The sequence below is a fragment of the Arthrobacter sp. PL16 genome (assembly GCF_035985055.1).
In the GTDB taxonomy this organism is placed as follows: domain Bacteria; phylum Actinomycetota; class Actinomycetes; order Actinomycetales; family Micrococcaceae; genus Arthrobacter_D; species Arthrobacter_D cheniae.
In genome coordinates, this window is record NZ_JAXCIC010000005.1 from 288046 (window position 1) to 306385 (window position 18340).

The following is an 18340-nucleotide window of genomic DNA, read 5'->3' on the forward strand; positions in this document are numbered from 1 at the left end:
GTGCACACGACCGCCCTGACCCTGATCGAACTCGGCGCCATTCTCCTGTTCCTCGGTATCCTCGGGCGGCTCGCGGGCCGGATCGGACTTTCACCCATCCCGCTGTACCTCATCGGCGGGCTGTTCTTCGGGCAGGGCGGCTTCCTCCAACTCGAGGGCGTCATCGAGTTCAGCCATGTGGCCAGCGAGATCGGGGTGGTCCTGCTCCTGCTGATGCTCGGCCTCGAGTACACGGCGAAGGAACTCGTCACGGGACTGCGCCAGTCCTGGCTCGCCGGGGTCGTCGATCTCATCCTCAACTTCACGCCCGGCGTGCTCGTCGCCGTCGTCCTCGGCTGGGGGCCGGTCGCAGCCCTCGTCATGGGCGGCGTCACCTACATCTCCTCGTCCGGCATCGCGGCGAAGGTCATCAGCGACCTCGGCAGGCTGGGTAACAGGGAGACTCCTACCGTCCTCGCGATCCTCGTGTTCGAGGACCTAGCGATGGCCGTCTACCTGCCCATCCTCACCGCTGTCCTGGCTGGGCTCAGCTTCGCGGGCGGACTCGGCACGGTCGGCATCTCGCTGCTCGTGGTGACCCTCGTGCTCGTGGTCGCCCTGCGCTGGGGCAACGTCGTCTCGGCCGTCGTCGACAGCAAGGATCGCGAGGTCTTCCTCCTGACCCTCATCGGCGCGGCGCTGCTCGTGGCGGGACTGGCCTCGGCCCTGCAGGTATCGGCGGCCGTCGGGGCGTTCCTCCTCGGCATCGCCATCTCGGGGGCGACGGCGGAGAACGCGGCCCGGGTCCTAGAACCCCTACGGGACCTCTTCGCAGCAATCTTCTTCGTGGTGTTCGGGCTGAACACCGACCCGGCGTCCATCCCGCCGGTCCTCGGCTTCGCACTGCTCCTCGCGCTCGTCACCTCGGTGACGAAGATCGGGACCGGCTGGTGGGCGGCCCGCAGGCAGGGGATCGGCCGCATGGGCCGGGCGCGCGCCGGGACCGCGCTCGTCGCCCGCGGCGAATTCTCGATCGTCATCGCCGGACTCGCGGTGGCGTCGGGCGCCGTCGTCCCGGACCTCGCGGCCCTGGCGACGACGTACGTCCTGCTCATGGCCGTCCTCGGTCCCGTGATGGCGCGCCTCGCCGAGCCGGCGATGGACCTCCTGCAAAGGGTCCCCAAGCGGCGGCCGGGACCGGTTCCGGTCGTCTGACGCAACCGGAAGGATCAGTCGTCGAGGATCTGGCCGATCGGTTCGCGCTTCTCCGCCTGGAACGTGTCTTCCTCGCGGCCATAGGCCCAATACCCCGACAGGGAGACCTGCGAGCGGGCCAGGCCCTTGTCCCTGAACAGGACGTCCCGCAGGGCTTTCATGGCACCGCGTTCCCCGTGGACGAAGGCATCGACGCGGCCGCCGGGCCAGGGACCGGCGGCGACGGCGTCGGCGAGCAGCGTCGTCGTCCCGGCCACCTGCCCGTCGCGGTGCAGCCAGTGCAGTTCGAGGCCCGGGGGAGCGTCCAGAGGGATGATCCCGGCGGCGCTGTCCACCTCGAGGTAGGCGTGCCCCACGGCGGCGGGGTGCAGGGCTTCGATGCCCGCGGCGATCGCTGGAAGGGCGGATTCGTCCCCGACGAACAGGTGCCAGTCGGCCGTGGGGTCGGGTGACCATTTTCCGGACGGGCCCATGAGGACCAGGGTGTCACCCGGCACCGCTGCCGCCGCCCAGGGACCCGCGATCCCGGCGTCGCCATGCACCACGAAGTCGATGGCGAGCCGCCGGGCAGCACGGTCGAGCCAGCGGATCGTATAGGTGCGCTTCACAGGGCGGTCCCCGGACGGCAGGTCCTGCTTCAGCGCAGCCAGGTCGTACGGAGGCACCAGGCCGAGCTCGGGCTTCGCGAAGAGCAGCTTGGCGTACCGGTCCGTCGCGTCGCATTCCTGCAGGTCCTCGAAGCCCGGTCCGCCCGCCACCACCCGCACGAGGTGCGGACTCAGCCGATGCGTCTCCAGGACGGCGAGGACCGCCTGCGGACGGGGCGGCTTGCGGGACGGTTCGGGCACGGCGGAGGACATGGGGCAGGGCTTCTTTCTCGGGAAGTAGTTAGCCCACCCTAACAAGTCCTACTGGAGAGGAGCTGGGAGCACGCCGAGGGCTGCGGCGAGCAGGGACCCGTCATCCACGAGGAGGCGGGCGGCCTCGATCTCCGGCGCGAGGTAGCGGTCGGTACCCGGCCCTTCGACGTCCTGCCGGAGCCGGGCGCGCACGGCGTTGATGGGGACCGAGCTTCGCATGCCGCCCGAGGGAGCGGGGGCATCGCCCGTCGGAGCAGGCGTGCCGGGCGTGCCGGGCATGTCGGTGGACGCGCCGCCGTCGCGCATGTCCAGTGCCCTGGCCGCGGTCAGGATCTCGATGGCGAGGACGCGCGTGAGCCCGTCGATCGCCTTCCGCAGCTTGAGCCCCGCGGCCCAGCCCATGGAGACGTGGTCCTCCTGCATGGCGGAGGAGGGGATGGAGTCCACCGACGCGGGGTTCGCGAGGCGCTTGAGCTCGGACACGATGCCGGCCTGGGTGTACTGCGCGATCATGTGGCCCGAATCGACCCCGGGATCGTGCGCGAGGAAGGCGTTGAGCCCGTGGTTGCGCGTCTTGTCGAGGAAGCGGTCCGTCCGGCGCTCGCTCATCGAGGCGACATCGGCGACGGCGATCGCCAGGAAATCCAGCACGTATCCCACGGGCGCGCCGTGGAAGTTGCCGTTGGATTCGATTCGGCCGTCGGGCGTGATGACCGGGTTGTCGATGGCGGACCCCAGTTCGACGGCGGCGACGGACTCCGCGTGCGCGAGGGTGGCGCGGGCGGCGCCGTGGACTTGGGGCGCGCACCGCAGCGAGTAGGCGTCCTGCACGCGCGTGAACCGGTGGCGTCCGGTTTCCGAGGTCAGCTGCTCGGCGATGAGCGGTGAGCCCTCGAGGAGCGCCCGGATGGTGGCGGCGGAGGCGATCTGGCCCGGGTGGGGGCGCAGGGCGTGGAGGTCCTCGGCGAAGACGGCATCGGTGCCGAGCAGGCCTTCGACGCTCATCGCAGCGGCGAGGTCGGCCGTCGTCAGCAGCCGGTGCAGGTCCGCGGAAGCGAGGACCAGCATGCCGAGCATTCCGTCCGTGCCGTTGATGAGTGCCAGGCCCTCTTTCTCGCGGAGCTCGACGGGTGCGATCCCTGCGGTGGTGAGGGCCTCCGCGGCAGGCACGAGTTGCCCGTCGCGGGTCCGCACGGTGCCCTCGCCCATGAGCGCCAGCGCGATGTGCGAGAGGGGGGCGAGGTCGCCGGAGCAGCCGAGCGAGCCGTACTCGCCGATGACGGGGGTGATCCCGGCATTGAGCAGTGCGGCGTAGGTGGTTCCCACGAGGGGACGCACGCCGGTCCGGCCCGTCGCGAGGGTCGAGAGGCGATTGAGCATCAGGGCGCGCACCACTTCGCGGTCCACCTCGGCGCCCGAGGAGGCGGCATGGCTGCGGATGAGGCTCCGCTGGAGCTGGCTGCGCTGATCCAGCGGGATGTGCTTGGTCGCCAGCGCGCCGAAGCCGGTGGAGACACCGTAGTGCGGCGTGCCGTCGTCGACGAGGGAGTCGATGACGGAACGGGACACCGCCATAGCCGCCAGTGCGGCCGGGTCCAGGTCGACCTGCACACCGTACCGGGCCACAGCGACCACGTCGGCGGGGGAGAGGGGGCCGGTCCCCACGATCACGGGGTGCTGGTTCACGTATGCCTCGGTTCCTGCGGAAAGTCCGCTATTGCCATCAGATGAAAAGGACGTTTCAATAAGTGAAATGCACGTCGCGGCCGAAAGCAAGGAGGGGACCATGCCGGAACCATCGACCCGCACCGTTGAGCGCGCCCTCGTCCTCCTCGGCGCGGTGTGTGACGCCGGGTCGCTCACCCTCGCCGACGCAGCGCGGGTGACCGAGCTGTCGGCGTCGACGGCCCTCCGGCTCCTGCGCACCCTCGAGGGCACGGGATTCGTCCGCCGCGACGGGCTCGGCTCCTACCGGCCGGGACTCCGCGTGGTACAGCTCGGGGCGCAGGCGCTCGGGCACGAATCGCTCGTCTCCCTCGCCGAGCCCGCCCTGGAGCGGCTCGTGGAGATGACGGGTGAATCGGCCTACCTGAGTGTCCCGTCCCATGACGGTGAGGGCGTCTACCTCGCCATGCGCGAGGGTACTCACTCGGTCCGGCATGCGAGCTGGGTCGGTCGCAGCCTTCCGCTCGGGGGCACCGCCGTCGGCGCTGTGCTCAGGGGTGGACACCCGGCCGAGGGTTTCGTCGTCGTGCGGAACGGCATCGAGGCGGACGTCACCGCGATCGCCTCTCCCGTCTCACCCGGTGGCCGGGCCGTCGCGGCGATCAGCGTCGTGGTGCCCAGCTACCGCATCACCGGAGCGGATGCCCGCCGTATCGGCAAGCTCGTCGCGGCCGAGGCCGCCGCCCTGCTCACGCACACCGGGAGCGCCGGACCCGGCGGAAGCGCCGAGGACCTTCCGGTCGACGCAGACCCCCTTCAGCAGGACCTGACAGGAGAAACAGCATGACCACCCACGACCCCTCACGCTCGATCCGCGCAGCCCGCGGCACGCGCCTCACCGCGAAGAGCTGGCAGACCGAGGCGCCCCTGCGCATGCTCATGAACAACCTCGACCCGGAAGTCGCCGAGCGCCCCGAGGACCTCGTGGTCTACGGCGGCACCGGCCGGGCTGCGCGCAGCTGGGAGGCGTACGACGCGATCGTCCGCACGCTGGAGACCCTCGACGACGACGAGACGCTCCTCGTGCAGTCCGGGAAGCCCGTCGGCGTCTTCCGCACCAACCCCTGGGCGCCGCGCGTGCTCCTGGCCAACTCGAACCTCGTGGGCGACTGGGCCACGTGGCCGGAGTTCCGGCGCCTCGAGGCCGAGGGCCTCATGATGTACGGGCAGATGACGGCCGGCTCGTGGATCTACATCGGGACGCAGGGCATCCTGCAGGGTACGTACGAGACCTTCGCGGCCATTGCCCGCAAGCGCTTCGCCGGCACCCTCGCCGGCACCCTGACCCTCACCGGAGGCTGTGGCGGCATGGGTGGCGCCCAGCCGTTGGCCGTCACCCTCAACGGCGGTGCCGTCCTCATCGTCGACGTCAGCGAGGCGCGCCTCCGCCGCCGGGTCGCCAAGCGGTACCTGGACACGGTCGCCGACACGCTCGACGACGCCGTCGCCCAGGTCCTCGACGCCAAGCGCGGGAAGCGTGCCCTCTCCGTCGGCGTCGTGGGCAACGCCGCCACCGTGTTCCCCGAACTGCTCCGACGAGGGCTCGACGTCGACATCGTCACCGACCAGACGTCCGCGCACGATCCGCTCAGCTACCTCCCCGAGGGTGTGGCGCTCGACGAGTGGGAGCGCGAATCCTCGGCGGACCCGGACGGGTTCACCAAGAAGGCACAGGCCTCCATGGCCCTGCAGGTCGAGGCGATGGTCGGCTTCCTGGACGCGGGAGCCGAGGTCTTCGACTACGGGAACTCCATCCGCGACGAGGCCCGCAAGGGAGGGTTCGGCCGGGCCTTCGACTTCCCCGGGTTCGTCCCCGCCTACATCCGCCCGCTCTTCTGCGAGGGTCTCGGCCCCTTCCGCTGGGTGGCACTATCAGGCGACCCGGCGGACATCGCGGTCACCGACGCCGCGCTCAAGGAGCTGTTCCCCGAAAACGAGCACCTGCACCGCTGGCTCGAGGCAGCCGCCGAGCACGTCGAGTTCGAGGGCCTGCCCGCCCGCATCTGCTGGCTGGGTTACGGGGACCGAGCGAAGGCCGGGCTGCTCTTCAACCGGCTCGTGGCCGAGGGCAAGGTCTCGGCCCCCATCGTCATCGGCCGCGACCACCTCGACTCGGGGTCCGTCGCCTCGCCCTACCGCGAGACGGAGGCCATGGCCGACGGGTCCGACGCCGTCGCCGACTGGCCGCTCCTGAATGCACTGCTGACGACGTCGTCGGGGGCCACCTGGGTATCCATCCACCACGGCGGCGGCGTGGGGATCGGCCGGTCCATCCACGCGGGCCAGGTCTCCGTCGCCGACGGCACCGAACTCGCAGCCCAGAAGCTCGAACGCCTCCTCACGAATGATCCCGGCATGGGCGTCATCCGCCACGTCGACGCCGGGTACGAGCGTGCGCGGGAGGTGGCCGCCGAGCGTGGCGTCCGTATCCCCATGCAATCCTGAGTAGTCAGAGCAGCCCCACCACCGGAAGGTACGTGCCGTGCAGACCGTTTCCTCAGTCCTCGATTCCATCAGCGACGTAGGCCGAGACGCCTCCCGGGGTGGCTACTCCCGCGGCGTCTACACCGGTGCAGAGTCATCCCTCCGCGAGTGGTTCTCCGCCGAGGCCGCCGCACGGGGGCTGTCCGTGGAAACGGACCGCAACGGGATCCTGTGGGCCTGGTGGGACGCCACGGACAGCCGCGACGGCGCCCTCGTCACGGGCAGCCACCTCGACTCCGTCCCCGGGGGCGGAGCCTACGACGGTCCCCTCGGGGTGGCGTCGGCGCTGGTCGCCGTCGACCTCCTGCGGGAACGCGGCGTCCAGCCGAACCGGTCGCTCGCCGTTGCGGTGTTCCCCGAGGAGGAGGGCTCACGGTTCGGTGTGTCCTGCCTCGGCTCACGGCTCCTCACCGGCACCCTCGATCCGGACCAGGTGCGCTCGCTGAAGGACAGCGACGGGATCACGTTCGCCGATGCGGCCCGGTCCGCCGGCATCGACGTCTCCCACCTGGGCCGGGACGAGGACGCCATCCGGCGGATCGGCGACTTCGTGGAACTCCATGTCGAGCAGGGTCGCGGCCTGATCGATCTCGACGCTCCTGTGGCCATCGGCTCCACGATGCTCGGCCATGGCCGCTGGCGCCTGTCGATCACGGGTCAGGGCAACCACGCCGGGACCACCCTCATGACGGACCGCGCCGATCCCATGATCGCCGCCGCGCAGGTGGTCCTCGCCGCCCGCACGGTCGCAGCCGAGCAGGACGGAGCGCGCGCCACCGTGGGACGCATCCAACCCGTGCCGGGCGGGACGAACGTCATCGCGTCGCGCGTGGACCTCTGGCTTGACGTACGCCACGAGGAGGACGCCGTCACGGCGTCGCTCATCGAGAAGATCCACGGCCGGGCGCAGAAGATCTGCGCGTTCGAGGGCTGCCGGGCCACACTCACCGAGGAGTCCCGGAGCGGCACGGTCCACTTCGACGGGGCACTGCAGCGCACGCTCGGCAACGCACTCAAGCGCTCCTTCCCCGGTGCTCCCACCCTTCCCACCGGCGCCGGGCACGACGCCGGGATCCTCGGCACCATCGCCCCGACCGCCATGCTGTTCGTCCGGAATCCGACCGGCATCAGCCACTCACCGGAAGAGTTCGTGGAGCGCGAGGACGCCGATGCCGGGGCCACCGCGCTCGCGGACGTACTCGAAGACCTGCTATGACAGTGCTGGCCGCCGCCCGGTGGGTGTGGTGCGAATACGCCCTGCTGGACGGAAGGGGAGTGTGCGCTGCCGTGCGCGTCGAGGTCGACGCCGCGGGCTACGTCCACTCCGTCGTTGCCGGAGTGCCCGCGCAGGACGGCGACGTGCTCCTCCACGGTGTGGCATTCCCAGCAGCCGCGAACGCCCACTCCCACGCGTTCCATCGCGCGCTGCGGGGCCGCACCCACGACCACGGAGGAACCTTCTGGACCTGGCGCGACACCATGTACCGGGCGGCTGCTGCCCTCACTCCCGGGCTCTACGAGGAGCTCGCCACGGCGGCCTATGCCGAGATGGTCACGGTGGGCTGGACGAGTGTCGCAGAGTTCCACTATGTCCATCACCACCCCGACGGCACACCCTACGGCGAGAGGGACGCGGATGACGCCGGCCCCCACGCCATGGAGCTCGCCCTCGCCCGCGCCGCTGTCCGGGCGGGCATCCGGCTCACCCTGCTCGATACGTGCTACCTCGCCGGCGGGTTCGGGCAGCACCCCGAGGAGGGGCAGCGCCGGTTCTCGGACGGCACCGCAGAGCGCTGGCTCGAACGGCTCGCCTCCCTCCGCGCTTCGGTTTCCGGGCTGTACCCCGAACACCAGGTGTCCGTCGGTGCGGCCATCCATTCCGTGCGTGCCGTGCCCGAGGACCAGCTGGCGGTCATCGCGGAGCACCTGCCCCCCGACCTGCCGTTGCACATCCACCTGTCGGAGCAACCCGCCGAGAACGACGACTGCCTGCGGGCCACCGGCTTGACCCCCACCGGGCTGCTGCGCCGGCACGGGCTGGTCGGGAACCGGCTGTCGGTCGTCCACGCCACCCATGTGCGCGAGGAGGACATCGCCGCGCTCGCCGCCGCCGGGGCCGTCGTCGTCCTCTGCCCGACCACCGAGGCGGACCTGGCGGACGGCATCGGCCCTGCAGGCGACTTCCGCGGGGCAGGGGCCAGGCTCGCCCTCGGCACCGACCAGCACGCCGTGGTCGACCCGTGGCTCGAGATGAGAGCACTCGAACACGGTGAGCGACTGCGGACAGGGAGGCGGGGCCACTTCGGCCCGGAGGCCCTGCACGGGATCGCCGCGCTCGGAGGAGCAGCGGCCCAGGGACGCCGCTGCGCGGGCTTCCGTCCCGGCTTCGCGGCCGACTTCATGGCCGTCGATCCGCACAGCGCACGCACGGCCGGATCGTCCCGGGAGCAGCTGGCCTACTCGGCCACGGGACAGGACGTAACGGGCGTCGTCGTCGGGGGTGTCCTGGCCGCACGCAACGGTGTCCACACCGTCCTCGGCGATCCCGCGGACCTGCTGGTCGCCGCCATCGCCCGCCTCGACGAAGCGACCGAGGCCCAGGACGTGCCCGCACGGGATCACCAGACCGCGGGGGGCTCCTGATGTCCGTGCTCATCACCAACATCGGCGAACTGATGACGCAGGATGCCGAGGCTACCGTCCTGCGGGACGCCGCTCTGGTCCTCGAGGGGGAGCGCGTCAGCTGGATGGGACCGGCCGCCCGGTCTCCGGCGGCGGACGAGGCGTACGACGCCGGTGGCCGTGCCGGCCTGCCCGGGTGGGTCGACAGCCACACCCATCTCGTGTTCGCCGGTGACAGGACGGCGGAGTTCGAGGCACGCATGGCGGGGGAGTCCTACGCCGCAGGAGGTATCGCCGTCACCGTCGATGCCACCCGCGCTGCCGGCGACTACGACCTCACGCGCCTCCTGCTGGCCCGTGTCGCGGAAGCCGCGGCGGGCGGAACGACGTACCTGGAGACGAAGACGGGATACGGGCTCGACGTCGCGCAGGAGGCCCGCAGTGCCCGGATCGCGGCCGGCGTCGTGGACGAGGTCACGTTCCTCGGCGCCCACCTCGTTCCGGCAGGCCGGGACGCCGACGAGTACACGGCGCTCGTCTGCGGACCCATGCTCGACGCCGTCCTGCCCTACGTCCGCTGGGCCGACGTCTTCTGTGAGGAGGGCGCCTTCACCGCCGAGCAGTCCCGCCGCGTCCTCGCAGCCTGCGGCGCCGCGGGTCTCGGCCTGCGTGTGCACGGCAACCAGCTGGGCCCGGGCGCCGGCGTCGCGCTCGCCGTCGAATTCGGCGCAGCCAGCGTGGACCATGTGAACCACCTGTCCGACGACGACGTCGATGCCCTCGCGGGAACCTGGTCGGCGGACGGTGCGACGCCGGGCACCGTCGCCACCTGCCTGCCCGCCTGCGACCTGTCGACGCGCCAGCCCTTCCCGCCCGCCCGGCTCCTGCTCGATGAAGGAGTGCAACTCGCCCTCGCCAGCAACTGCAACCCCGGCACGTCCTACACGACGTCCATGGGCTTCTGCGTCGCCACGGCCGTCCTGCAGATGGGGCTCACCATCCACGAGGCGGTCCGGGCGGCCACCTACGGCGGCGCCGTCGCCCTCCGCCGGCACACGGGCGACGACGTCGAGGGACGCCGTGCTGTCGGATCCCTCGCCGTCGGGCACCGGGCCGACCTGCAACTGCTGAACGCGCCGTCGGCCACTCACCTCGCCTACCGTCCGGGAATGCCGCTCGTGCATGCCGTCTGGAAGGCCGGGAACCGGGTCCGGTAGCATCGCCGGGGCTCCGCTGCCGGACTGGGAATCCCCAGCGACCGCTGGGAGGATAGCGCCATGAGTGCCCAGCCGAAATCCTCCGCCGCAACCTCCGGAATCGCCGCGAGCCGCGACGCCGAATCGTCGTCGAAGCGCCGCATCACGGCGGAACTGCTCATCGTGTTCGGGCTGTCACTGGGACAGTCCGGCATCTACGCCATCGTCAACCTCGCCGAAAAGCTGACGAGGGGGCCGCTCGCCGGGCAGACCACAACCCTCAACCCCGTCCTCAACGAGCGGCAGTACTTCGACCTCACCTATCAGCTCCTGAACATCTTCTTCGCCCTCGTTCCGGTGGCGCTGGTCCTGTTCCTCCTCAGTGGGCACGGGGTGTCCGCCTTCCGCCGCCTCGGCTTCACCTTCGAGAAGCCGCTCCGCACCGTCGGCTTCGGCGTTGGCCTCGCCGCGATCATCGGCGTCGGGACCCTCGGCGTGTACGCGGGCGGCCGCGCCCTGGGGATCACGACGGCGCTCGTGCCCGCTGCGCTCGATGCCTACTGGTGGACCATCCCCGTGCTCATCCTGTCCGCGCTCAGGCACGCGGTGCTCGAGGAGGTGATCGTGGTGGGGTACCTGTTCATCCGCCTGCGGGAACTGGGCTGGTCGACCCCCGCCATCATCATCACCAGCGCCCTCGTGCGGGGAAGCTACCACCTGTACCAGGGCTTCGGTCCGTTCGTCGGCAACGTGCTGATGGGCCTGCTCTTCGGCTGGTTCTATACCCGCACCCGCCGGGTCATGCCGCTCGTCATCGCCCACGCGCTCATCGACATCACCGGCTTCGTCGGATTCGCGCTCATCGGACCGGCTATCGGAATTGGTGGCTGAATTATTTAGACAAGGCTTGCCTTTGTTTATTCCGCACGATAATCATGACTAAATTATCGGTCAATTGCGGTGCTACCGTGGATTTATCCGCATAAGAGCGGCGGCTCCGACCGGGGCTCCACCGGACCAGCCAGGAGGAATCATGAGCGTCGTCACCAGTGTCTCTGAGTGCAGTGTCCACAACTGCTCGTTCAACCACGACGGCTGTACCGCCGTGGCCATCACCGTCTCCGGGAGCGAAGAACACGCCTCCTGCGCCACCTTCATCGACACGTCGATCAGTGGCGGCCTGCCCAAGATGCTCGCGCACGTCGGCGCATGCCAGCGCTCCGAATGCAGCTTCAACCACGACCTCCTGTGCACCGCGCCGGCGGTCAAGGTGGGGCCGGGCGCCGAAGCGGCAGATTGCCTGACGTACACACACGCCTGAACCACCGAACAGAGGAAAGGACCGGACATCAGTCCGGTCCCTTCCTTGTTCGGTGTCCGTAGCCGGACCGTCAGATCTCGATACGGCCCTCGTCGGTCTCGAAGGTCACGGACATGATGCCCGGGGTCCCGTTGGGGGCGATCCACTGGACCTCGACCCCATCGAGCGTCTCCTCGACGTCCGTGCCGAGCCATTCGGTGACGCGCTCGGAAGAGCCGGCGATGGTCAGGCAGTCGAGCTTGACGGATGCGGGCCGGGCCTTGGACGGGTGCAGGGATTCGGTGCCCTCGTCCCAGCGCAGCAGGTACGGGACCTGGGGATCCGCGATGAGGCCCTTGATGCCGATCTGCCGCCAGGTCAGTTCCTGGCCGTCGGGAAACTTGCGGTTGCCGGGAACGGCGCTGCGGCCGAGCCGTTCTTCGAAGGGGCCGAGATCCTCGACCGCGACGCACCAGCCCATCCAGCCTCCACCGGCCTCGGAGCGGGCACGCACGGCCTGGCCGAAGGGAGCCTTGTCCGACGCCGGGTGGTTCAGGGCCTCGACGACCTCGAGGTACTGGTCGTTCGCCAACGGGAAGATCATGTTGCGGGTACCGAAGCGCGGGTGGACACCACCCTTTACGGGGTCCATTCCGAGCTTGGCAGAGATCCGATCGGCCGTCGCAGCAAGTCCGTCGGGTTCGCAGGCATAAGAGACATGGTCCAGTCGCATGCGATTATCTTGGCACTTAGTGATGCACCTCTCGACTTAGGCAACCCTTACCCCCGATCGCTCCCTCATCCGCGCGTCAACCGGACCCTCCAGCGGTGAACCTGCGGTCACTTCATCCAGTGTCATACGGGTTGCCGGATCCGCCCGGATGCGTTTTCATGAATACAGGTCATGAGTGCCAGCACACAGCCCCGGCTTGCTGGCCGGCAACCCTCCAACCGCGGTGGGGTGCCCCGGGTGAAGACCAGGCTCGGCGCTGCATCGGCGCCGTGCAAGCGCGGGCTCCTGCGGGTCCGGTGTCCTGGAGCAGCAGTTACCGGCCGGAGCATCGGACAGGCGGGGCCCCTTCGAACAGGGAGCACCATGTCCAACGATTGGTCCTTTGAGACACGCCAGATCCACGCCGGCCAGGTCCCGGACGCAACCACGGGGGCGCGAGCGCTGCCCATCTACCAGACGTCGTCGTTCGTCTTCCCGAGCGCCGAGAGTGCCGCCAACAGGTTCGCCCTGGCGGAGCTCGCACCCATCTACACGCGTATCGGCAATCCCACCCAGGAGGCGGTGGAGACCAGGATCGCGAGCCTCGAGGGTGGCGTCGGCGCCCTCCTGCTCGCTTCCGGGCAGGCCGCCGAGACCTTCGCGATCCTGAACATCGCCGAGGCGGGCGATCACATCGTCGCCAGCCCCAGCCTGTACGGCGGCACGTACAACCTCTTCAAGCACACGCTGAAGAAGTTCGGGATCGAGACCACGTTCGTGGAGGATCCGGATGACCTCGAGCAGTGGAGGGCGGCCGTGCGGCCGAACACCAAGCTCTTCTTCGGCGAGGTCGTCTCCAACCCCCGGCAGGACGTCCTGGACCTCGAGGGCATCAGTGCCGTCGCCCACGAGCACGGCCTGCCCCTGATCGTGGACAACACACTGTCCACCCCGTACCTGATCCGGCCGATCGAATGGGGCGCGGACATCGTGGTGCACTCCGCCACGAAGTACCTCGGCGGGCACGGCACCGCGATCGCCGGTGTGATCGTCGATTCGGGCAACTTCGACTTCGCGCAGTACCCCGAGCGCTTCCCCGGCCTGAACACGCCGGACGAGAGCTACCACGGGCTCGTCTATGCGCGCGACCTGGGCGTCGGCAGCCCTCTGGGTGCCAACCTCGCCTACATCCTCAAGGCACGCGTGCAGCTGCTGCGCGACCTCGGCGCCTCGGTGTCCCCGTTCAACGCCTTCCTGATCGCGCAGGGACTGGAGACGCTCAGCCTCCGGGTGGAGCGTCACGTGCAGAACGCCCAGGCCGTGGCCGAATGGCTCGAAGGGCACGACGACGTCGAACGCGTCTCCTACGCCGGACTCGCCTCGAGCCCCTGGTACGAGCGGGGGCGCAAGTACGGCCCGAACGGCACGGGCGCGATCGTCAGCTTCGACATCGTCGGTGGAGTAGAGGCGGGCAAGCGGTTCGTGGACGGCCTCGAACTGCACTCCCACGTGGCGAACGTGGGCGATGTCCGCTCGCTCGTCATCCATCCGGCCTCGACGACCCACAGTCAGCTCGGCGCCGAGGCGCAGTTCACGGCCGGTGTGCGTCCGGGCCTCGTCCGGCTGTCGGTGGGACTCGAGAACATCACCGACATCCTCGCCGACCTGGACGCGGGCTTCCGCGCCGCCAAGGGAGCCTAACCTTTCGTGACCACCTACCCTCCTGCTCCGCTGTACCCGGGGAACGACGCCGGCCCCTCGGGGGACGGGCTCCTGCGCGTCGCCCCCATCGGTCCGCTGTTCCTCGAGACCGGGGGTGAGCTGCCGGACGTGCAGCTCGCCTTCGAGACGTGGGGCGAGCTGGACCGGGATGCCTCGAACGCCGTGCTGGTGCAGCATGCCCTCACCGGCAGTTCGCACGTCGCGCGGGGGGCATCGGAGGAGGAGGGCTGGTGGGACTCGCTGGTCGGTCCAGGACGGACCGTGGACACGGACCGCTTCTTCGTGGTGTCCATCAATATGGTGGGAGGCTGCTACGGCTCGACGGGGCCGGCCAGCCTCGCCCCCGACGGCGCTCCCTGGGGATCACGTTTCCCCTTCGTCACCATCCGCGACTCCGTCCGCGCCGAGGCCCTGCTCGCCGACCTGCTCGGTATCGAGCGCTGGCACTCGGTGCTCGGTGGATCGATGGGCGGCGCACGCGCGCTCGAATGGGCCCTGATGTATCCGGACCGCGTGGAGCGGTGCGCCGTCATCGCCTGCACTGCCGCCTCGTCGGCCGAACAGATAGCGTTCGCCCAGGCGCAGCTTCAGGCCATCCGGCTCGATCCCGCCTATCGCGGCGGCGACTACTACGACGGCCCGCTTCCGGAAGCGGGCCTCGGGTTGGCCCGCCGCATCGCGCACATCACCTACCGCTCCGAACGGGAGCTCGAGGCACGCTTCGGTCGGGCGGAGCAGGACGCCGAGCAGCCCTTCGGGGCCGTCCTGCCCTCCCACCGCGGCCGCTACCAGGTGGAGAGCTACCTCGACCACCAGGCCGAGAAACTGGTGGACCGATTCGATGCCAACAGCTATGTCATCCTGACCGAGGCGCTGATGAGCCATGACGCCGCCCGGGACCGGGGGAGCCTGGACGACGCCCTGGGAGCGGCGACGTCGAAGTTCTTCATTGCCGCCGTCGACACGGACCGGCTGTATTTCCCGGTGCAGTCCCGTCGGCTCGCGGAAGGGCTGCCGGGGAACGTCCCCCTCCACCTGATCACCTCGCCCGTGGGTCATGACGCGTTCCTGACCCAGATCCACCAGCTCGACGATCAGCTCAGGACGGCCTTCTTCTCGTCGTAGCAGGTACCGGTTGGGTTTCGTCCTGCGGGCACCTAGTCTGGAGCTAAGCCTGCTTACCGATTTCGCGCGGGCGCGTCCGAGGTCATCGCCTTGGACTCATCGACGGAAGACGAAGAGGAGCTGTTCATGGACCTGAGCACCATCGGCTGGAACCAGGAAGCACGCGACAAGATCCTGCTGGACTCCGACCGCGCCCTGCAGGGCGCCGTGAAGGAAGCCGTGGAGACGATGGACGGGAAGTCCCGCGACGAGGTCTACGAGTTCCTCTTCCAGAAGCTGCAGCCGCAATTCGTCGATTTCAAGCCCGGGCCGGACCTCAGCGCCTGCGCGGATGCCGTGGCCAACGGCGAGGTCTCGCTCGAGAGTTGAGCCGCGCTCGCCGACCGGTTCGACGGCGTTTCGTCAGTCCGCTGCGCCCGGTGGCATGCCCGGCCCGAAGATCGGCGCCGCCTGCAGGCGCTTTGCGGTGATGCCGTCGCCCGATGACTGGTGGCGCAGGCGGCGCAGTACCCACGGGACGAAGTAGTCACGCGCCCACACGAGGTCCTCGGCGCGTGCCGCGCGCCAGGTCCTCGCGGGAAGATCCTTCGGCTGCAGGGGTTCGAGCGTGTGACGGACGGCGAGGGTGTCGAGGACCATCGCCGCGATGGTGTGATGCCCGAGCGGCGAGAAGTGCAGCCGGTCCGAGGACCACATCTGCGGGTTCAGCAGTTGCCGCAGCGCCCACATGTCGGCGATGACCGCCTCCTGGCGTGCAGCGATGGTCCGCAGGTTCTCGTTGTAGATCGCGGTCTTCGAGCGGATGCTGCCGAGGACGGTCTCGCGGACGTCCGGGCCGGTGAACAGGACCACCGTGGCGCCGGATCCTGCCAGCGTCGCGACGACGCCGTCGAGTTTCTCCGCGAGCAGATCCGGGTCGCCGCCGGGACGGAGGAGGTCGTTGCCGCCGGCAGAGATGCTGACGAGGTCGGGGCGCAGGGCGAGGGCAGGCTCGACCTGCTGGTCGATGACCTGCTGCAGCAGCCGCCCGCGTACCGCCAGGTTGGCATAGGCGAAGTCGGCGCGGCCACGCGTCAGTTCCTCCGCCACCCTGTCCGCCCAGCCGCGATTGCCGCCGATGCTCTCCGGATTCGGGTCTCCGATGCCCTCGGTGAAGGAGTCCCCGAGGGCGACGAACCGGTGCCAGGGATGGGGCTCGGGATTGAGGGTCGGGTCGATCATCGGACCGTTCAGGATAGCTTCGGCACCGCTCGGGGAGGGCGTACCGGCATTTCGGGGGCTCACCGCACCATTCTCCCCGCTGTCCTCGCCGGCAGGCCAACTACCCGGGCACGCGTGTGCCGATTCTCCCGTGACAGGATAGGGGGATGACTGATTCTGCCCACGGCACAGCTGTGCCCTCCGCCCTGTCCTGGGACCCGGTGGTCCTCTGGTCGAAGCCCGAGTTCGAGCGCGCAGGCACGCCCCTGCTGGTCCTGTTCCACGGGTACATGGCCAACGAGGAGGACCTCATGGGGCTGACGGACCACCTGCCGTCCGAGTTCACGGTGGTGTCCGTCCGCGCGCCCCTGGCGGTGGGACAGGGGTTCTCCTGGTTTCCCCTGTCACGCGAGGACGACTACTCGGTGGAGCGCGTGGTCGAGAGCGTCAGCGCTGTGTCGGCTTGGCTGGACACGGTGCGGGAGGTGCACTCCAGCGTCAGCATCCTCGGTTTCTCGCAGGGCATGGCAGTGGCGACCTCGCTCCTGCGACATCGTCCCGCGGACTTCGCCTGCGTCGTCGGGCTGTCCGGTTTCGCGGTGCCGTCGGAGGGCCACAGCTTCTTCCGGGACGACGACGCCGCCGCGGCACCCGCCAGGTTCTTCTGGGGGCGGGACCAGGAAGATCAGGTCATCACCCCCGAGATGATCGGGTTCACCCACGCCTGGCTCACGCAGAACACCAGACTCACGAAGATCCTCTATCCGAACATGCTCCACAGCATCAACCTGCAGGAACTCTCGCACGTCCGTGAATTCCTGACCATGACGGTGCTCAACCCACGCTGAGCAGCGCCGACGGGGCGCGTCGGGCGTTCGCATGCCGAATCCAGACCTGTCGGTCGGGCCCGGGAAGCTTCAGCCGCGGGTGATCCGCACAGCCTGGCCGTTGACGCTCACGGTGTCACCCGGATGGAGCTGGCGGCCGCGGCGCTCCTCGATCTCGCCGTTGACCTGCACGAGGCCGTTGTCGATCAGGGTCTTCGCCTCGACGCCGTCCTCGGCGAGGGAGGCGAGCTTCAGCAGCTGCCCCAGGCGGATCATGTCGTCCCGGATGGGTAGTTCTGCGATGGGGGAGTCGTCGGTCATGCGTTCCATCATGCCGGATGGGCCCGAACTAGGCTGTACGGGTGTCTGATGCGCCCGCGTTGTCCCCAGCTGTCGGTTTCCCCCTTGCCCTCGGGGCAGGTCTCGCCATCCCCGTCCAGGGCAGGATCAACGGCGCGCTGGGTACCGTGCTCGAGGACGGCATCGCCGCCGCCCTGATCAGCTTCAGTACGGGCCTGATCGTGATGATCGCCATCACGCTGGCGTTGCCGGGTGCGCGGGCCGGTGCGCTCCAGATCATCCCCTCCGTGCGCGAGCGCCGCTTCCCGCCCTACTACGTGGCGGCCGGCGCGATCGGCGCGTTCTTCGTGTTCGCGCAGTCGCTGACCATCGGTCTCATCGGCGTCGCCCTGTTCACGGTGGCCGCCGTGATGGGCCAGTCCCTCAGCGGGCTCCTCGTGGACCGGGCGGGCATCGGCCCGGGGGGAAAGCGCGCGGTGACCGCCATGCGGGTGATCGGCGTCGTCCTGACGGTCCTGTCCGTCGTCTGGGCCGTCTCGCCCAGGTTCGGTGCCGCGGGGGAGGCATCGGCCTGGCTCCTGCCCGTCCTGCTGCCCGTCGCCGGAGGTGTCCTGCTGAGCTTCCAGCAGGCCATGAACGGCACGGCGTCCCTGCACTACGGCACGCCGCTCGCCGCGACCCTCATGAACTTCATCGCCGGGACCGTGGTCCTGCTGGCGGCCTGGCTGATCAAGCTCGCGATCGCCGGACCCGGCAACCCGCTGCCGTCGGACTGGTGGTACTACCTCGGCGGACCCATGGGCTGCATCTTCATCGCGCTCGGCGCACTCCTCGTGCGGAGCCTCGGAGTGCTGCTCACGGGGCTCTGCATGATCGGCGGCCAACTCGTCGGCTCCCTCCTGCTCGACCTCGTCGTCCCGGCTCCCGGTACAAGCGTGGTCTTCGCGACGGTCGCCGGGACCCTGTTGACCCTCGGCGCCATCATCCTCACCACCCTGCCGTGGCCCCGGCAGATGCGGCCCCGGCAGTAGGTCGCCCCGCAGGACGGCGAGCACCTGCCCCGGTGCCGTTCC

The 18340-nt window shown here is 69.7% G+C and carries 18 protein-coding genes and 1 riboswitch; of the genes, 13 read left to right on the forward strand and 5 right to left on the reverse strand.

Annotated features, from left to right (window positions below):
• A complete protein-coding gene (locus RCH21_RS12295; RefSeq protein WP_326964601.1) occupies positions 1-1194 on the forward strand; it encodes a cation:proton antiporter in 1194 nt (397 codons plus the stop codon).
• A gap of 14 nt (positions 1195-1208) precedes the next feature.
• Here the strand turns inward: RCH21_RS12295 and RCH21_RS12300 are convergent, their stop codons facing one another.
• Both RCH21_RS12300 and hutH read right to left on the reverse strand, forming a co-directional pair.
• Positions 1209-2054 (reverse strand): siderophore-interacting protein, encoded by an 846-nt coding sequence (locus RCH21_RS12300; RefSeq protein WP_326964602.1) that lies wholly within the window; start codon positions 2052-2054, stop codon positions 1209-1211.
• A gap of 48 nt (positions 2055-2102) precedes the next feature.
• Complete coding sequence (gene hutH, locus RCH21_RS12305) at positions 2103-3740, reverse strand: histidine ammonia-lyase (protein ID WP_326964603.1); 1638 nt, start codon at positions 3738-3740, stop codon at positions 2103-2105.
• Positions 3741-3840: 100 nt separating this feature from the next.
• On the opposite strand from hutH, the gene RCH21_RS12310 reads away from it, so the two are divergent.
• From RCH21_RS12310 to RCH21_RS12340, 7 genes are all read left to right on the forward strand, one after another.
• Positions 3841-4566, forward strand: a complete 726-nt coding sequence (locus RCH21_RS12310) for an IclR family transcriptional regulator (RefSeq protein WP_326964604.1) — start codon at positions 3841-3843, stop codon at positions 4564-4566.
• Entirely contained in the window at positions 4563-6224 is a 1662-nt protein-coding gene (gene hutU / locus RCH21_RS12315) for a urocanate hydratase (RefSeq protein WP_326964605.1), read from the forward strand. Before RCH21_RS12310 ends, hutU begins: the two co-directional genes overlap by 4 nt.
• 37 nt (positions 6225-6261) lie before the next feature.
• Positions 6262-7479, forward strand: a complete 1218-nt coding sequence (locus tag RCH21_RS12320) for an allantoate amidohydrolase (RefSeq protein ID WP_326964606.1) — start codon at positions 6262-6264, stop codon at positions 7477-7479.
• Complete coding sequence (locus RCH21_RS12325) at positions 7476-8906, forward strand: formimidoylglutamate deiminase (protein WP_326964607.1); 1431 nt, start codon at positions 7476-7478, stop codon at positions 8904-8906. Before RCH21_RS12320 ends, RCH21_RS12325 begins: the two co-directional genes overlap by 4 nt.
• Positions 8906-10102, forward strand: coding sequence for an imidazolonepropionase (gene hutI, locus RCH21_RS12330; protein WP_326964608.1), 1197 nt, complete (start codon positions 8906-8908; stop codon positions 10100-10102). Before RCH21_RS12325 ends, hutI begins: the two co-directional genes overlap by 1 nt.
• Positions 10103-10162: 60 nt before the next feature.
• Positions 10163-10972 (forward strand): CPBP family intramembrane glutamic endopeptidase, encoded by an 810-nt coding sequence (locus RCH21_RS12335; protein WP_120148182.1) that lies wholly within the window; start codon positions 10163-10165, stop codon positions 10970-10972.
• 142 nt (positions 10973-11114) lie between these two features.
• The gene (locus tag RCH21_RS12340) at positions 11115-11402 is read left to right on the forward strand and encodes a DUF1540 domain-containing protein (RefSeq protein ID WP_120148181.1); all 288 of its coding nucleotides are present in this window, start codon (positions 11115-11117) and stop codon (positions 11400-11402) included.
• A 70-nt stretch (positions 11403-11472) separates the two neighbouring features.
• Here the strand turns inward: RCH21_RS12340 and RCH21_RS12345 are convergent, their stop codons facing one another.
• A complete protein-coding gene (locus RCH21_RS12345; RefSeq protein ID WP_326964609.1) occupies positions 11473-12114 on the reverse strand; it encodes a VOC family protein in 642 nt (213 codons plus the stop codon).
• A 167-nt stretch (positions 12115-12281) separates the two neighbouring features.
• A riboswitch (SAM riboswitch) is annotated at positions 12282-12398 on the forward strand.
• A gap of 79 nt (positions 12399-12477) precedes the next feature.
• Here RCH21_RS12345 and RCH21_RS12350 point away from each other — a divergent pair.
• The 3 genes from RCH21_RS12350 (at position 12478) to RCH21_RS12360 (ending at position 15309) form a co-directional block, all read left to right on the forward strand.
• Positions 12478-13794: a bifunctional o-acetylhomoserine/o-acetylserine sulfhydrylase gene (locus RCH21_RS12350; protein WP_326964610.1), complete on the forward strand. Its 1317-nt coding sequence runs from the start codon at positions 12478-12480 to the stop codon at positions 13792-13794.
• Between the two features lie 6 nt (positions 13795-13800).
• Entirely contained in the window at positions 13801-14940 is a 1140-nt protein-coding gene (gene metX / locus RCH21_RS12355) for a homoserine O-acetyltransferase MetX (RefSeq protein WP_326964611.1), read from the forward strand.
• Positions 14941-15066: 126 nt separating this feature from the next.
• Entirely contained in the window at positions 15067-15309 is a 243-nt protein-coding gene (locus tag RCH21_RS12360) for a hypothetical protein (RefSeq protein ID WP_120148177.1), read from the forward strand.
• Positions 15310-15342: 33 nt separating this feature from the next.
• Here RCH21_RS12360 and RCH21_RS12365 read toward each other — a convergent pair whose 3' ends face one another.
• Positions 15343-16161, reverse strand: a complete 819-nt coding sequence (locus tag RCH21_RS12365) for an SGNH/GDSL hydrolase family protein (protein WP_120148455.1) — start codon at positions 16159-16161, stop codon at positions 15343-15345.
• 146 nt (positions 16162-16307) lie between these two features.
• Here RCH21_RS12365 and RCH21_RS12370 point away from each other — a divergent pair, with 146 nt between their 5' ends.
• A complete protein-coding gene (locus tag RCH21_RS12370) occupies positions 16308-16988 on the forward strand; it encodes an alpha/beta hydrolase (RefSeq protein WP_326964612.1) in 681 nt (226 codons plus the stop codon).
• Positions 16989-17057: 69 nt separating this feature from the next.
• On the opposite strand, the gene RCH21_RS12375 is transcribed toward RCH21_RS12370, so the two are convergent.
• Positions 17058-17288 carry an RNA-binding S4 domain-containing protein gene (locus tag RCH21_RS12375; RefSeq protein ID WP_120148175.1) on the reverse strand — a complete coding sequence of 77 codons (231 nt, stop codon included), beginning with the start codon at positions 17286-17288 and terminating at the stop codon, positions 17058-17060.
• Positions 17289-17329: 41 nt separating this feature from the next.
• Between RCH21_RS12375 and RCH21_RS12380 the strand changes: the two genes are divergently transcribed.
• Positions 17330-18298 carry a DMT family transporter gene (locus RCH21_RS12380; protein WP_326964613.1) on the forward strand — a complete coding sequence of 323 codons (969 nt, stop codon included), beginning with the start codon at positions 17330-17332 and terminating at the stop codon, positions 18296-18298.
• Positions 18299-18340 lie beyond the last annotated feature (42 nt).

What these genes read in the sequence shown, in the direction of transcription:
- RCH21_RS12350 (WP_326964610.1), top strand. Translation starts at nt 12,478, where the DNA reads ATGTCCAACGATTGGTCCTTTGAGACACGCCAGATCCACGCCGGCCAG.
- RCH21_RS12375 (WP_120148175.1), bottom strand. Translation starts at nt 17,288, where the DNA reads ATGACCGACGACTCCCCCATCGCAGAACTACCCATCCGGGACGACATG.
- RCH21_RS12310 (WP_326964604.1), top strand. Translation starts at nt 3,841, where the DNA reads ATGCCGGAACCATCGACCCGCACCGTTGAGCGCGCCCTCGTCCTCCTC.
- RCH21_RS12345 (WP_326964609.1), bottom strand. Translation starts at nt 12,114, where the DNA reads ATGCGACTGGACCATGTCTCTTATGCCTGCGAACCCGACGGACTTGCT.
- hutU (WP_326964605.1), top strand. Translation starts at nt 4,563, where the DNA reads ATGACCACCCACGACCCCTCACGCTCGATCCGCGCAGCCCGCGGCACG.
- RCH21_RS12300 (WP_326964602.1), bottom strand. Translation starts at nt 2,054, where the DNA reads ATGTCCTCCGCCGTGCCCGAACCGTCCCGCAAGCCGCCCCGTCCGCAG.
- RCH21_RS12325 (WP_326964607.1), top strand. Translation starts at nt 7,476, where the DNA reads ATGACAGTGCTGGCCGCCGCCCGGTGGGTGTGGTGCGAATACGCCCTG.
- RCH21_RS12370 (WP_326964612.1), top strand. Translation starts at nt 16,308, where the DNA reads ATGACTGATTCTGCCCACGGCACAGCTGTGCCCTCCGCCCTGTCCTGG.
- RCH21_RS12340 (WP_120148181.1), top strand. Translation starts at nt 11,115, where the DNA reads ATGAGCGTCGTCACCAGTGTCTCTGAGTGCAGTGTCCACAACTGCTCG.
- hutI (WP_326964608.1), top strand. Translation starts at nt 8,906, where the DNA reads ATGTCCGTGCTCATCACCAACATCGGCGAACTGATGACGCAGGATGCC.
- RCH21_RS12365 (WP_120148455.1), bottom strand. Translation starts at nt 16,161, where the DNA reads ATGATCGACCCGACCCTCAATCCCGAGCCCCATCCCTGGCACCGGTTC.
- RCH21_RS12360 (WP_120148177.1), top strand. Translation starts at nt 15,067, where the DNA reads ATGGACCTGAGCACCATCGGCTGGAACCAGGAAGCACGCGACAAGATC.
- RCH21_RS12335 (WP_120148182.1), top strand. Translation starts at nt 10,163, where the DNA reads ATGAGTGCCCAGCCGAAATCCTCCGCCGCAACCTCCGGAATCGCCGCG.